At 65.9% G+C, this 14,332-nt stretch carries 13 protein-coding genes; 3 read left to right on the top strand and 10 right to left on the bottom strand.

Annotation, left to right across the window (positions count from 1 at the left end; all coding sequences use genetic code 11):
* The first annotated feature begins 297 nt into the window (after nucleotides 1-297).
* Genes NFJ07_RS04635 through NFJ07_RS04645 form a run of 3 tightly spaced genes read left to right on the top strand, consistent with a single transcriptional unit; the run spans nucleotide 298 to nucleotide 2,783 of the window.
* A complete protein-coding gene (locus tag NFJ07_RS04635) occupies nucleotides 298-1,254 on the top strand; it encodes an ABC transporter substrate-binding protein (protein ID WP_269992826.1) in 957 nt (318 codons plus the stop codon).
* A gap of 18 nt (nucleotides 1,255-1,272) precedes the next feature.
* Entirely contained in the window at nucleotides 1,273-2,049 is a 777-nt protein-coding gene (locus tag NFJ07_RS04640) for an amino acid ABC transporter permease (RefSeq protein WP_269992827.1), read from the top strand.
* The gene (locus tag NFJ07_RS04645) at nucleotides 2,046-2,783 is read left to right on the top strand and encodes an amino acid ABC transporter ATP-binding protein (RefSeq protein WP_269992828.1); all 738 of its coding nucleotides are present in this window, start codon (nucleotides 2,046-2,048) and stop codon (nucleotides 2,781-2,783) included. Before NFJ07_RS04640 ends, NFJ07_RS04645 begins: the two co-directional genes overlap by 4 nt.
* A 117-nt stretch (nucleotides 2,784-2,900) precedes the next feature.
* Here NFJ07_RS04645 and NFJ07_RS04650 read toward each other — a convergent pair whose 3' ends face one another.
* The 10 genes from NFJ07_RS04650 to hemE all read right to left on the bottom strand — a co-directional run bounded on the left by NFJ07_RS04650 (nucleotide 2,901) and on the right by hemE (nucleotide 14,267).
* The gene (locus NFJ07_RS04650) at nucleotides 2,901-4,211 is read right to left on the bottom strand and encodes a glycoside hydrolase family 3 N-terminal domain-containing protein (protein WP_269992829.1); all 1,311 of its coding nucleotides are present in this window, start codon (nucleotides 4,209-4,211) and stop codon (nucleotides 2,901-2,903) included.
* Between the two features lie 62 nt (nucleotides 4,212-4,273).
* A complete protein-coding gene (gene hemL, locus NFJ07_RS04655; protein ID WP_269992831.1) occupies nucleotides 4,274-5,596 on the bottom strand; it encodes a glutamate-1-semialdehyde 2,1-aminomutase in 1,323 nt (440 codons plus the stop codon).
* Between the two features lie 59 nt (nucleotides 5,597-5,655).
* The gene (locus tag NFJ07_RS04660) at nucleotides 5,656-6,732 is read right to left on the bottom strand and encodes an LLM class flavin-dependent oxidoreductase (protein ID WP_269992832.1); all 1,077 of its coding nucleotides are present in this window, start codon (nucleotides 6,730-6,732) and stop codon (nucleotides 5,656-5,658) included.
* Nucleotides 6,732-7,712 (bottom strand): porphobilinogen synthase, encoded by a 981-nt coding sequence (hemB, locus tag NFJ07_RS04665; RefSeq protein ID WP_269992833.1) that lies wholly within the window; start codon nucleotides 7,710-7,712, stop codon nucleotides 6,732-6,734. Before hemB ends, NFJ07_RS04660 begins: the two co-directional genes overlap by 1 nt.
* Nucleotides 7,709-8,602 carry a uroporphyrinogen-III synthase gene (locus NFJ07_RS04670; protein ID WP_269992834.1) on the bottom strand — a complete coding sequence of 298 codons (894 nt, stop codon included), beginning with the start codon at nucleotides 8,600-8,602 and terminating at the stop codon, nucleotides 7,709-7,711. The genes hemB and NFJ07_RS04670 overlap by 4 nt, the downstream gene beginning before the upstream one ends.
* Nucleotides 8,603-8,621: 19 nt before the next feature.
* Nucleotides 8,622-9,608, bottom strand: a complete 987-nt coding sequence (hemC, locus tag NFJ07_RS04675; RefSeq protein ID WP_269992836.1) for a hydroxymethylbilane synthase — start codon at nucleotides 9,606-9,608, stop codon at nucleotides 8,622-8,624.
* Nucleotides 9,605-10,780 carry a ferrochelatase gene (locus tag NFJ07_RS04680; RefSeq protein WP_269993089.1) on the bottom strand — a complete coding sequence of 392 codons (1,176 nt, stop codon included), beginning with the start codon at nucleotides 10,778-10,780 and terminating at the stop codon, nucleotides 9,605-9,607. The genes hemC and NFJ07_RS04680 overlap by 4 nt, the downstream gene beginning before the upstream one ends.
* 65 nt (nucleotides 10,781-10,845) lie before the next feature.
* Entirely contained in the window at nucleotides 10,846-11,547 is a 702-nt protein-coding gene (hemQ, locus tag NFJ07_RS04685) for a hydrogen peroxide-dependent heme synthase (RefSeq protein WP_269992849.1), read from the bottom strand.
* A 72-nt stretch (nucleotides 11,548-11,619) separates the two neighbouring features.
* Nucleotides 11,620-13,134: a protoporphyrinogen oxidase gene (gene hemG, locus NFJ07_RS04690; protein WP_269992851.1), complete on the bottom strand. Its 1,515-nt coding sequence runs from the start codon at nucleotides 13,132-13,134 to the stop codon at nucleotides 11,620-11,622.
* A 5-nt stretch (nucleotides 13,135-13,139) separates the two neighbouring features.
* Entirely contained in the window at nucleotides 13,140-14,267 is a 1,128-nt protein-coding gene (gene hemE, locus NFJ07_RS04695; protein ID WP_269992852.1) for a uroporphyrinogen decarboxylase, read from the bottom strand.
* Between the last annotated feature and the right edge of the window lie 65 nt (nucleotides 14,268-14,332).

The following is a 14,332-nucleotide window of genomic DNA, read 5'->3' on the forward strand; positions in this document are numbered from 1 at the left end:
TGGGATGCACGTCACATTGCACCTTGCTGTCTGAATGCCAGCTGGACGTCAGTCACGAATTCCCCCTCAATGCCGGAGGGCACGGCACTTCAGGGGCAATTCGCATTCATTGGTGAATTTAATTCGGAACTTACGGAAATCACGCGTCTTATCGCCGCCAATTCACCACCGAATAGGCGGATGACATAATTAAGTTTGGCGGGTCGAGTTCTGATATTGCGGCCCAAACCTGCTTTGGCTGCGTTCCCCGCCCGTCTCGATACGAACGTGTGTTCCCCGATGAAAGTGATTTGCTTGATGAAAATCAAAGCCTTGAAGTGGTTCCCTGCTGTCCCCGTGGCCGCAGCACTGGTTGTTTCCCTGGCCGCCTGCGGCGGCGGAACAGGTAGCACCAGCAGCGCCTCGTCGAGCGATGCCCTGGCCGGTAGCAACCAGCAGGCGCTGGACAAGTACACCACCAAGGACGTCACTCCGCTGGACAAGATCGACAAGTCCAAGCTCGGCCTGATCACCGAGGGCACGATCAAGGTCGGCACGCTCTCCGATGCGCCGCCGAATATCTTCATCGACAAGAACGGCAACTTCACGGGTTACGACAACGAGCTCCTGAAGGCAATGGCAGCCAAGCTCGGCCTCAAGGTCGAGTTCGTCTCGACGAAGTTCCAGAGCCTCCTCGCCCAGGTCAAGACGAAGCAGTTCGACATGGGCTCGTCCTCGATCTCGACGACGGACGCACGCCGCGGGACCGTGGCATTCACGAACGGCTACGATTTCGGCTACATGGCGATCGTCACCAAGGACGGCGCGAAGGTTAAGACCTTCGACGACCTCAAGCAGGGCGTCCGCATCGGCGTCGTCCAGGGCACCGTCCAGGACGACTTCGTGACCAACACACTCGGCCTGGAGCCTGTTCGCTTCCCGGACTACAACACGGTTTACGCCAACGTCAAGAGCGGGCAGATCGACGCCTGGGTTGCTCCCTCACAGCAGGCCGAAGGCCAGGTCAAGCAGGGCGACGGCACCGTCATTGCCCAGAAGAAGGTCAACACGCAGAACTTCACGGCGTACGCGGTAGCGAAGGACAACCAGGCCCTCACCGACGCGCTCAACTCTGCCCTCGACGCCGTCATCGCGGACGGGACCTGGTCCAAGCTCTCGGCACAGTGGTACACGGACCGCCCCACGCTCAAGGAGCAGACCCCCGAAGGCTGGAAGCCGGGCAGCAAGACCGTCCAGGTCTCTGCGGCCAAGTAGTCAACTGATAGGCGCCACATGGATTACTTGAACAATCTCGCGTCGACCTTCCTCGATTGGAAGGTCATCGGCGAGGTGCTGCCGTCGCTCTTTGCGGTCGGCCTGCCGAACACTCTCGTGCTCGCGGTTTCGTCCGGGATCATCGGCACCGCGCTGGGCATGCTGCTCGCCCTCATGGGCATCTCGCGTAATCTTGTGGCGCGGTGGATCGCCCGGGTCTACACGGACGTGTTCCGTGGACTCCCGGCGATCCTCACCATCCTGGTGATCAGCCTCGGCTTCGGCCCGGGCGTCCGCGATCTCACTGGCATCGCGAGTCCATATCCCATGGGTGTCGCGGCGCTCTCGCTTATCTCGGCCGCGTATATCGGCGAGATTTTCCGCTCGGGCATCCAGAGCGTGGACAAGGGCCAGCTCGAGGCATCGCGCGCGCTTGGCTTCGGTTACGGGCCGGCGATGCGGCTCATCGTGGTCCCGCAGGGGGTCCGTCGGGTGCTTCCGGCACTCGTGAACCAGTTCATCGCGCTCATCAAGGACTCCTCGCTCGTCTTCACACTTGGGCTGATGGCTTCAGAGCGCGAACTGTTCCAGATTGGCCAAGACGAGGCTTCCCGCAGCGGAAACCTGTCCGGCTATGTCGCAGCGGGGATCTTCTATCTCGCGATGACGATCCCGCTCACGCACGTCGTCAACCTCATCGACTCCCGCCTCCGCACGGGCCGCGCCAAGAACCGCGGGGAGAAACAAGAGCCGGACGCCGCGGTCGCCGTCGTCGGGAAGGGAGCCCACTCATGACTCAGCTGACGCCCGGGTCCCTCGAAGCCAAGGGGATCCACCTAGCCTTCGGTGCCAACAAGGTGCTTCGCGGCATCGACCTGCACGTCCGTGCTGGGACCACCACGTCGGTGATCGGCCCCTCGGGTTCAGGCAAATCGACGCTTCTCCGCGTCATGAACCGACTCATCGAGCCGGATCAGGGCGACCTCCTCCTCGACGGGCGGTCCGTTCTCAAGGACAGTCCTGACGAGCTGCGGCGACGCATCGGCATGGTGTTCCAGCAGTTCAACCTCTTCCCGCACAAGAGCGTCGGCGAGAACGTGGCCTTTGCCTTGCGCAAGCTCCGCAAGCTCCCGAAGGAGCAGGCGCGCGAGGAGGCCCTGGCCCAGCTCGATCTCGTCGGCCTCAGACACAAGGCGGATGTGCGTCCCGCGACGCTTTCGGGCGGGCAGCAGCAGCGCGTTGCCATTGCCCGCGCTCTGGCCATGAAGCCTGAGGTCATGTTCTTCGACGAGGCAACATCGGCCCTGGACCCTGAACTGGTCAAGGGCGTTCTCGCACTCATGACCGATCTGGCCAAAGGCGGCATGACCATGGTGGTGGTAACCCACGAGATGGGCTTCTCGAAGAACGTGTCGGATACCGTCACGTTCATGGATGCAGGCGTCGTGGTGGAGTCCGGCTCGCCTGATCAACTCTTCACCGAGCCGCGGACCGAGCGCCTGAAGGGCTTCCTTTCGGACGTGCTCTAGGCCTTGGCAACGAGAATCCCCGGTTTCCGGATGCAACACCCGCATGGGTGAATCGTCCGGAAACCGGGGATTTTTCGCGTCCGGCCGGGGTCGGCCGGGGTCGGCCCGCAGCCGGAGCTACTTCCCTGCCTTCACTTGAAGAACAGTCAAGGCCGCGGCATCGACCGATTTGCGGAAATCAGGATCGGTCTCCGCCCGTTGCAGGACCTGGGCATACATCGCCGGAACTGAAGCAGTATCTGCGCACAGAACCATGGTGCCGCCCGCGCCGATGAAATTCGTTGCCCTGTCCCCCATGCTCCAAGGCGACAGCTGCACGGCGTTGCAAAGATCATCGGACACGATGATTCCGGTGAACCCAGCGTCCGTCCGCAGCATGGTGCGCATGATCACGGATGAAAACGGCGCCACATGGTCGGGATCAATCTTGTCGTAGTAGGCGTTCGAAATCATGACCCACCGGAGTCCGCCGTCGATCGCAGCCTTGAACGGAATCAGGTAGGGATCCGTCCGGGTGGTTTCGGTGTCGTGGACGTTCGCGCTGACGTCGGTATTCAGGCTTACGCGCCCCATTCCCGGAAAGTGCTTGACCACCGGCGCCACCCCGGCGTCCCGCAGTCCGGCCGCCATCGCGTTCCCATGCTCGGACACCGCAGCCGGGGTGAAGCCGTATTCGCGCTTGTACGCACCGATGGGCTTATTCGAGGGCGCAAATTCGGGGCTGGGAACCGTATCCAGTACCGGCGCCAGATCAACGTTCACTCCGGCCTGCAAGAGCTCGGACCCCCAGTTCCGGGCATCGGCGCGTAGTTGTTCCGGGCTCGAACTGCCCTGGTCCAAGGCCGCGGGAATAGGCAGGAAACCGGGTCCCCTGAGGACTTGAACGGAGCCGCCTTCCTGGTCCGTCGCGACGGATAGCGGCAACCCGCGGCTTGAGGCCGGCGAAATGGCCGCCCTCAGCTTTGCCACAACTGATGCCGTCGCGGCAAGGCCTGCCTGGCTGCGCCCGGCCAAATACATGTTGCCCACGTGGTTGTTCAGGAGATCAGCCACCGTGCTCGCGTCGCTTCCGTCGGCCTTGGCTGCCACCATGAACAGCTGCCCCACCCTTTGTTCCAGGGTCAAGCCTGCGAGCCGCTGTTCCGGCGTCGGGTGCGGAGGCGGAGGCAGCTCAGTGGGCCCGGCCGGCGTAGCAGACGCGGCCGGCGATCCCCCGGGCGGAGAGTTGGAAAACCCAGGCGTTGGAGCGGCCTGTGGAGTACCTGGCGCCGGGGGCGGGTCTGCGACCGCCCTGACCCCTGGGTCAGGGGTGTCGGCATGCGCAATCCCGGCAAATGCCCCGGCCATCAGGGCGAAGAGAATGAGCAGTGAAATTCTGGACGGCTTGAGCAGATGAATCATCGCCTTGTCGATTCGATCGTTGCCCACAGCCTGCTCCCGGCCCAGCGGTGCGTGCAAGGAGCAGGCTGCAAAACATCGGAAAAGCGCCGTTACAAGGCGGTGGCCTCCGCGGCTGCCTTGGCTGCCGCAGGGAGCGCGTCGAAGATCCGGTTCATGGCGGCGTCGTCGTGGGCAGCGGACAGGAACCACGCCTCGAAGACCGACGGCGGCAGGTAGACGCCGGAATCCAGCATGGAGTGGAAGAACGGCGCGTAGCGGAAGACGTCTTGGGCCTGGGCGTCGGCGTAGTTGTGGACTCCATTGGCCGAAGTCCCGAAGGCCACGGAGAAGAGGTTCCCGGCGCGCTGGATGGAGTGATCCACGCCGGCGGTGTCCAGCGCCGACGAGAGTGCGGCCGAGAGTTCCAACGAGCGGGCGTCCACGAAGCTGTAGACCTCCGGGGTCGCGAGCGTCAGGGTGGCGACGCCGGCGGCCATCGCCACCGGGTTCCCGGACAAGGTACCTGCCTGATACACCGGGCCAAGGGGCGCAAGGTAGTCCATGACGTCGGCACGCCCGCCGAGCGCCGCCGTCGGCATGCCGCCGCCGATGACTTTGCCGAAGGTCAGCAGGTCCGGCGTCCAGCCGTCCTGGCGGCCGGTGAGGCCCCAGTAGCCCGAGTAGCCGGTGCGGAAGCCGGTGAGCACCTCGTCCAGGATCAACAACGCGCCGTGCTCGCGGGTGATCCGGGACAGCCCTGCGTTGAAGCCTTCGTTCGGCGTGACGACGCCCATGTTGGCAGGAGCGGCTTCGGTGATGACGGCCGCGATGTTGTTGCCGTGCGCGGCGAAAGCGGCTTCCACCGCGCCGAGGTCGTTGTATGGCAGGACGAGGGTTTCGGCCGCGGCGGCTTCAGTGACACCGGCGGAACCGGGCAGCGCCATGGTTGCAAGGCCCGAACCAGCCGCGGCGAGCAGTCCATCGAGGTGGCCGTGGTAGCAGCCGGCGAACTTCACGATCAGGTTGCGGCCAGTGAACCCGCGGGCCAAACGTACGGCGGTCATAGTGGCCTCGGTGCCCGTGGACACCATGCGGATGCGTTCGACGGCGGAGACGCGTTCCTTGACGATCGCGGCGAGGTTTGCCTCATCGGGCGTGGAGGCGCCAAAGGACAAACCGCGGTCGACGGCGGCGTGGACGGCGTCGAGGACGGCCGGGTGCGCGTGACCCAGCAGCGCCGGGCCCCATGAGCACACGAGGTCAACGTATTCGCGGCCATCCGCATCAGTCAGGTACGGCCCCTTTGCGGAAACCATGAACTTCGGGGTGCCGCCGACGGAACCGAAGGCGCGCACCGGAGAGTTGACGCCGCCGGGCATCAGGGAACGGGCGCGGTCGAACAGCTGGTCGGAGACAGGGGTGTTTGAAGTCATGGTGTCCATTCTTTCAGGGATCTGGGCGGTTCAGGCGCCGGCAAGGGCGGCAGGCGCGTTCAGGCGCCGGCAAGCTGCTCGGCTACCAGTGGGGCCACCACGGTGCCGAAGAGTTCGATGCAGCGCATCATGGATTCGTGGGGCAGCGTTCCGTTGCTGTATTTGAGGTCGAAACGGTCAACGCCGAGGTTCTGCTTCAGCAAGACGATCTTCCGGGCAACGGTCTCCGGAGAACCGACGTAGAGGGCACCTTCCGGGCCGCACATGGCGTCGAACTCGCCCCTGCTCGCCGGACCCCAGCCGCGTTCTGCGCCGATGCGGTTGCGCTGGGCCAGCCAATGCGGGAACAGTTCCTCGCGGGCCTGCTCGTCGGTGGGAGCGACATAGCCGGGCGAGTGCGTGGCGATCTGCTGCATGGGGTGGCCATATTTTTCCATTGCCTCGCGGTAGAGCTCCACGAGCGGGGCAAAGCGTCGCGGTTCGCCACCGATGATGGCGAAGATGATCGGATAGCCGTATTGGGCGCAGCGCAGCACCGATTCTGGGGTTCCACCCACACCGATCCACGTTGGCAGCAAGTGATGTTCCAGCGGTGGAAAGACGCTCATCCCGTGCACGTTCGGCCGGGTGCGGCCTTCCCAATGCACCGGCGTTTGCGCCCGGACCTTGTCGAAGAGTTCCAGCTTCTCCTCGAACAGGACTTCGTAGTCTGCCAGGTCCAGGCCGAACAGCGGGAAGGACTCCACGAAGGAGCCGCGGCCAAGCATCACTTCCGCACGACCATTGGAGAGCGCGTCAACCGTGGAGAAGCGCTGGAAGACCCTGATGGGGTCGTCAGAGCTGAGCACAGTGACGGCCGAGCCGAGCTTGATCTGTGATGTCCGGGCTGCTGCGGCCGCGAGGAACACTTCGGGCGCCGAGACAGCGAAGTCGCGGCGGTGGTGCTCCCCCACCCCAAAGGCGTGAAGCCCGACGGCGTCCGCCAGTTCCGCTTCCGCCAGCAGCTCCCGCAAAACCCGGGCGTGCGGTTTCGGGTTGCCGTCGGCGTCCACCCCGGCGTCACCGAAAGTATTCAGTCCGAGGAGGATCTCCGTAGCTCCGACGGGGGCCGTGGGAGTGGAAGCGGTATCTGTCATCAGGACTCCTTAAGCCAGCCGGCAAGCTCGGAGGCCCAGTACGTCAGCACCATGTCGGCGCCGGCCCGCTTGATGCCGAGCACGGATTCTGTGATGGCGCCGCGGCGATCGATCCAGCCGTTCGCGGCAGCCGCTTCGATCATGGCGTATTCACCGGAGATTTGGTAGGCCGCCACGGGAACCGGGCTCATGGCGGCAACGTCGGCGAGGATGTCGAGGTAGCTCATGGCCGGCTTGACCATCACCATGTCAGCGCCCTCTTCGAGGTCGAGTTCCACCTCGATGATGGCTTCCCGGCGGTTGGCGGCATCCATCTGGTACGTGCGGCGATCACCCTTGAGTTGCGAGTCGACGGCTTCGCGGAAGGGTCCGTAGAAGGCGGAGGCGTACTTCGCCGCGTAGGCCAGGAGCGCGGTGTTCTGGTGTCCGGCCTCTTCAAGTGCCTGGCGAATCACGGCGATCTGGCCATCCATCATCCCGGACGGCCCCAGGACGTGGGCACCGGCGTCGGCCTGCGCTACGGCCATCTGAGCGTAGATTTCGAGGGTGGCGTCGTTGTCCACGTAGCCGTTGGCATCCAGGACCCCGCAGTGGCCGTGGTCCGTGAATTCGTCCAGGCACACGTCGCCCATGACCACCAGGTCATCGCCCACTTCCGCACGGACGTCGCGGATGGCCTTGTTCAACACGCCGTCGGGATCCAGGGAAGCTGTGCCGCTGGCATCGCGGACAGCAGGAACACCGAACAGCATGATGCCGCTGACACCCAGTTCCACGGCTTCGGCGGCAGCACGCTTGAGGGAGTCCGTGGTGTGCTGCACAACACCGGGCATGGAGCTGATCGGGGCCGGTTCGCTGAGTCCTTCGCGGATAAAGGCCGGCAAGATGAGGTCCGCGGGAGCCAGCCGGTGTTCGGCTGTCATCCGGCGCATGGCGGGGGTGGTGCGGAGCCGGCGGGGCCGGTGGTTTGGAAAGCTCAACTTTCGTTCCCTTCGGTGTCGAATACGGTGCGTAGGGCGGCTACGATGCCGGCGGGTGTGGGTTCTTTGGCGGTTGCAGCAACCGGAATGCCGAGAGCGGCAGCCTCTGCCGCCGTCGAGCGTCCGATCGCAATGAAGCGACAGTCCCGCAGCGGTGCCAGCGAGGCGTGTATGCGGCGTGCCGCACTGGGTGAAGCGGCGACGACGGCGTGGAGCCGGCCGCCGGAAAGTTCGGCTTTGGCGGCTGCCGGAGTGAGCTCCGGCGCCCCGGACCCCACCCCCGTCTGCCAGCCGTTCGCCGCCACCAGGGCAGCAGTCAGCCTGCTCCCGGGGGCCGCCGGGTACTCCACGGTGTGGTAGGCCGTCACTGCTTGGACCACGGCCCCCTTGGCTTCGATCCCCGCCGCCAACACGGCGTCGGCGATGTCCGCTTGCGGCAACAGCACATTGGCCGGGCCTGTCGGCCAGACGGAGACGAGTCCTGCGGCCGACTGGACGTCCTCAGGCGCCAGGTCCACGGGAATGCCCTCCGCTTCGAGGACTCTCCGGCTCGACGGGCCAATCGTCGCGATCCGGACCGAATCCGGAATGAGGTCCTTCAACTCCAAGCGACGCTCGGTTGCCTTTTCCTTCAGGGCGCGCACCGTGGTGATGCTGCTGACCACCAACCAGCCGTATGCTCCCGCGCGGAGGGCGTCCAAGGCGACCTCGAGGGAGTGCTGGTCGCGGGCACGCTCGAAGTCGATCAAGGGCAACAGGAGCGGCTCCGCACCGGCGTCGCGCAGGGCGGCGACGAGTGGGGCTGCACGATCCGGGCTGCGCGTCACAAGAACCCGGGCGCCTTCAAGGACCCGGGTCTCCCCCGACTTCGCCGCGCTGTGCCGTCCCATGGTCTCCTGTTGGCTTCGGTTATCGGGAAGCTGCAAGATCCGTGATGTCCGCAGCACCGGCGGCAAGCAGGAGCTCTGCGACCTCGATGCCCAGCAACGTGGCACCCACTTCAGTGAGCCCGTCAGTGGCCTTTTTCTCGCGTACGGACGCGCTCCCATCCACGGCGCAGACAACCGCTTCCAGGTACAGCATGCTGCCCTTGCGGTAAGCGTAGGCGCCCACGGGCGCAGCACAGCCGGCTTCGAGGCGGGCCAAGACGGCCCGCTCTGCGGTCACGGCCAGCCGGGTGTCTTCATCATTGAGTGCGGCCAGGGCCTGGGCGAGTGCGCCCTGGGAACCTTCGGCGGAGCCAGCCTGTCCGGGAGCATCCGCCGTGCGGCACTCGATCGCAAGCGAGCCCTGTCCGGGGGCAGGAAGCATGACGTCGGTCCCAAAGAACTCTGTCACGACGTCGAGCCTGCTGATCCGTTCCAGGCCCGCCGCGGCGAGAACGACGGCGTCGAGGTCACCGGGTGCATCTTCCGCGTTGCCGGCGAGCCCCGGAACGCGGCCCAGGCGGGTGTCCACGTTGCCGCGGATGTCCACGACGTCGAGATCCGGGCGGGCGGCGCGCAGTTGGGCCGCGCGGCGCGGCGATCCGGTGCCGACCCTTGCGCCCACCGGAAGATCCGCCAGCTTGAGCCCGTCACGGGCGCACAAGGCGTCGCGGACGTCGACGCGCTTGGGCGTTGCGGCAATGGTGAGTCCCGGTGCCGCACCCGTCGGGAGATCCTTCAGGGAGTGCACTGCGACGTCGCACGCGTTCTCCAAGAGCGCGTCGCGAAGGGCGGCGACGAACACTCCGGTGCCGCCCATCTGGGACAGGGAGCCTGTCCGGACATCGCCTTCGGTCTTGATGCGCACCAGTTCAACGGGAAAGCCACCGACGGCGGCCAACTGGTCCGCGGCCTGCTGGCTCTGTGTGAGCGCGAGTTTGCTCGCGCGGGTACCAATCCGAACGGTCATTTCGCGCTTTCTCCTGCGGGGTAGGCATCGTGTCCGGTGCCGACTGTGGTGTCCGCGCCAGCAATCGTGGGCTTCTCTCCCCGGAAGTTGGCGCAGCAGCCCGGACGGCAGATGTCGTACCACGGCCCAAGCCCGGTCATGGCGGGGCGATCGGCGATGTTGTCGGCTACCGTCCGCTCGCAAATGAGGTCCGCCAAGCCGGAAACGAACTTGCGGTGGGTTCCCGGGGTGGGAACGCGGGTCGCGGCGAGCCCGAGGTTCTTGCACGTTTCCAAGGCCTCGGTGTCCAGGTCCCAGGCCACTTCCATGTGGTCGGAGACGAAGCCGAGGGGGACGATCACGACGCCCTTGATCCCCTGGCCGGCCAGTTCCTCGATTGCCTCGTTTATGTCCGGCTCAAGCCACGGAACATGCGGGGCGCCCGAGCGGGACTGGTACACCAAGGACCACGGCGCGGTGAGCCCGGATTCGGCTTCAACACGCCGAACAACCTCGGCGCCGGCGGCCAAGTGTTGGGCAACATAAGCCGAGTCCTGCTCGAACTCGCGGGGCTCGGCGTCCGAACGCCCGGCGGCCTCGGCGTCACGGGTTGGAATGGAGTGCGTTGCAAACAGGATGTGGACCGGAGCGTCCTGGAGGCCGGACGCGGCCAGTTTCTCCTTGACCTCCGCAAGTCCTGCAGCCGTTCCTTCCACGAAGGGTTCCACGAAGCCGGGGTGGTCGAAGTACTGGCGGACCTTGTCCACCTCTAGTTTGCCGTCAAGGCCGGTCTCCGTCAGCGCAATGCCGATGTCCTCGCGGTATTGGCGGCAGCTGGAATAGCAGGAGTAGGCGCTGGTGGTGACCATCAGCAGCTTGCGGTGGCCGGCGTCGTAGGCTTCCTGGAGCGTTTGCGGGATGTAAGGATCCCAGTTGCGGTTGCCCCACAGCACGGGCAGGCTGATGCCCCGCGATGCGAGTTCTGCCTCGAGGGCGGACTTGAGGTTCCGGTTTTGCTGGTTGATGGGGCTGATCCCGCCAAAGGCGCGGTAGTGGTGGGACACCTCTTCGAGGCGCTCGTCCGGGATGCCACGGCCACGGGTCACATTGCGCAGGAAGGGAATGACGTCGTCCTGGCCTTCGGGTCCGCCGAAAGAGGCGAGGAGGACGGCGTCGTACTCTTTGGGAGCCATCCGTCCGGCCTCGGTGACGTCATTGACCTCGGTGAGGCTGGCCGGGCCGGTGGAGTGTCGGCCGCTCACGCAAGGACCTCGGCGATCTCGGCGGCGGTGATGCGGCGGCCGGTGTAGAACGGGATTTCCTCGCGGACGTGGTTGCGGGCATCAGTGGCCCGCAGGTGGCGCATGAGGTCAACCAGGTCAACGAGTTCGGGTGCCTCCAGGCCGAGGATCCACTCCCAGTCGCCCAAAGCGAACGAGGACACGGTGTTGGAGATGACCTGCGGGAAGTCGCGGCCCAGCATGCCGTGATCGCGCAGCATCTTTCCACGCTCGTCGGCCGGAAGGATGTACCACTCGTAGGAGCGGACGAACGGGTAAACGCACAGCCAGGTGCTGGGCTCGACGCCGCGGGCATAGGCAGGGACATGGTTCTTGGCGAATTCGGCTTCGCGGTGGACGCCCATGGCGGACCAGACAATCTCGGTGCCCGCAAAAAGGGCGCTGCGGCGGATGTCGCGGACGGCCTGCTGCAGGGCCTCGGCCTTGGCCCCGTGGAGCCACACCATGATGTCGGCGTCGGAGCGCATGGCGGAGACATCGTAGCTTCCGCGAAGGACGACGCCGTCCTCGGCGAGCTTGGCAGCCAGCTGCTCGAAATCCTGGACAGCATCGGCGCTGCGCAGGACATCGCCCGACCGCTTGAACACGGTCCACAGCGTAAAGAACTGCTCTTCGGATTCGGCAGTTTTAGTGACAGATTCGGCAGAAGTGTGGCTCATGGTACAAGTCTGCCCCGTGGATGCCGCTAAGTCGAAATGCACCACTTCTACAAGACGTAGAAGTGGTGCATTTCACAAGATTGCGTCAATTTGCGCAGAAGTGTCCGCAACCACGGCAGCCAGGCCGTTTCCGGCGAGCCAGCCGCCCACAACCGACAAACCGTCGGCTTCGGCGCAGATTCGGCGCACCTCGGCAACTCGCTGTTTGTGACCGACTGCGGCGAACGGCAAGGCGCCCGCCCAACGGACAACGTCCCAATCGAGCACGTCTTCGCGGACAATCGGCACGGTCAACAAAGTCGAGGCGTCGCGGAGCGCAGCCTCAAACAGGGCATCGTCATCCAGTGCGGCCGCCGATTCAGGGGCGTCCGCCCCTTCGCCCCGCCCATAGGACAGGCGCAGCACATGCGTGCCGGGGCCGGCTTCTTCCGCCAGCCAGTCCCACTTCGCCGTGGCATGCGTGAGCGCTTTCGCCTCGATCCCTGCGGTTTGCGGAGCAACGAGAATGCCGGTGCCGCGGGGACGACGGTCCAGTTCGGGCACGTCCACCACCAAGGTCACCAGGCTCACCAAGGGGCCCGCGGCGGGACGCAGCCCGGACAGCTCCGGAAGCGCCCCCTCCAGCAGCCCGACGGCGGCCGGACCGTCGAGCGCCACCACCAGCCGCCCGGCGTCGTACGTTGCGCCCGCAGCAGTAGCTCGCCAACCGCTTTCGGTGCGGAAAATCGAATCCACCCGGGCGCCGGAAACGAGGGCGACGCCCTGCGAACGCAGCTCCGCCACGAGGGCGGAGACCAGGGTGTTCATTCCACCTTTCAAGCCGCCGACGGCGGATCCGGCCTTAGACGTCCCGCTTCCGTTTTGCCTTGAAGAAGGTTGACCTGAAGCAGCCTCGCCCGAAGCGGCCTTGCGCTGGCTGGCCACCGCCGCGGCCAACGAACCGTGCTTGCGCAATGCTGCACGCAGTCCGGGAGCAACCATGTCGACGTCGAGCAGTCCGGGATCGGCAGAGTGCACTCCCCCGACCACGGGTGCCACAAGCCGTTCGAGCACCCGCTTGCCCATCCGCGCCCGGACCAACGAGGAGACGCTGGTGACCTCAGCCGAGGTGCCCAGCGACGAAGGCAAGTAGCGGTCGAGCGAGGCCCGCAGGGAGCCGGCGAAGCCCAAGGAACGCCGGACCTCGGGGTCCCAGGGATTCGCCGGAATTCCGAGTACGCCGGTCTTGGGCAGTTCCTGCGGGCCGTCGGGCAACTGCACCCATGCCCCGCCCAGTCGGGGCGCCACGATGTTGCCGCCGAGCCCGAGATCGCGGGCGAGATCGGCCACGGCGGTGGAGCGCGTGGCGAAGGACTCCGCTCCGCTGTCCAGCTCAAGGCCGCCAACAGTGTGGCTTCCCACGCAACCGCCCCATGCGTCGCCCGCTTCGAGCAGGGTGACCGTGATCCCGGACTTGGCCAGCCCGCGGGCGGCAAGCAGGCCGGAAATGCCGCCGCCCACGACGACGGCCGTCAGGCCAGCTGGTGAATCTCCGGGAAGTGCGTGTTCGGGCCGTGCATGGTCGGACTGTGCGCGCCCTCGGCTCATGCTCGCTATCCTGCCGGGATCGAGTGGATGAGTTCCACTACCCGGGTCAGGACCGCGGGGTCCGTCTCCGGGGGCACGCCGTGGCCAAGGTTAAGGACGTGGCCCGGGGCCGCGGAACCGGCGGCGATCACCTCGCGCACGTGGGCCTCCAGGACCTCCCACGGCGCGGAAAGCAGCGCGGGGTCAATGTTGCCCTGCAACGGCACGGTGCCACCCAGCCGTCGGTTTGCCTCGTCAAGCGGCAGCCGGTAGTCCACGCCGACGACATCCACTCCAACGTCGCGCATCGCGACGAGCAGCTCGGACGTTCCGGTACCGAAGTGGACCAGCGGCGCGCCGAGGTGGCGGACGTGGTCAAGGGCGCGGGTCGAGGCGGGAGCAACGTACTTGGCGTAGTCGGCCAGGCCGAGGGAGCCGGCCCAGGAGTCGAACAGTTGCCCTGCAGAGGCGCCCGCTTCCAGTTGGGCCCGCAGGAACATGCCGGAGGCGTCGGCTGCCCAGTTGGCCAGGGCGGTCCAGGTTTCCGGATCGGCGTGCATCATGGTGCGCGGACCGAGGTGGTCGCGTGAAGGCTTGCCTTCCACCATGTACGCGGCGAGCGTGAACGGCGCACCGGCGAAGCCGATCAGGGGTGTGGTCCCAAGTTCCGCGACCGTCAGGCGCACGGCCTCGCGGATCGGCTCGAGGGCCTCCCACGTCAGCTGCGGCAGGGCGGCTACGTCAGCGGCGGTGCGGACGGGCTTGTCCAGGACGGGCCCGACGCCGGGGACGATGTCAACGCCGACACCTGCCAGCTTGAGGGGGATGACGATGTCGGAGAAGAAGATTGCTGCATCAACGTCGTGGCGGCGAACCGGCTGCAAAGTGATCTCGGAGGCGAGTTCGGGACGCAGGCAGGAGTCCAGCATGGCCACGCCTTCACGGACTTTGAGGTATTCCGGCAACGATCGGCCGGCCTGTCGCATGAACCACACCGGACGGCGGGACGGCTTGCCTCCGCGGTAAGCCTGAATCAGCGGGGAGTCTGCGGTGCGGCCATCCATGAGCGGATGGCTTGCATCAAGGCTAGGGGCGGCGGTGCCGGAAACGCCGTTGGCCGACACAGAATGAGGCAGTGCGGAACTGGAAGTCATGCCTTCGATTGTGCCGAAGATCGGGGTCAAAAGATAACGACAGCCTGTCCCGGACAGTGCGAGGT

Source organism: Arthrobacter sp. B2a2-09, from assembly GCF_027587375.1.
Taxonomy (GTDB): Bacteria; Actinomycetota; Actinomycetes; order Actinomycetales; family Micrococcaceae; genus Arthrobacter.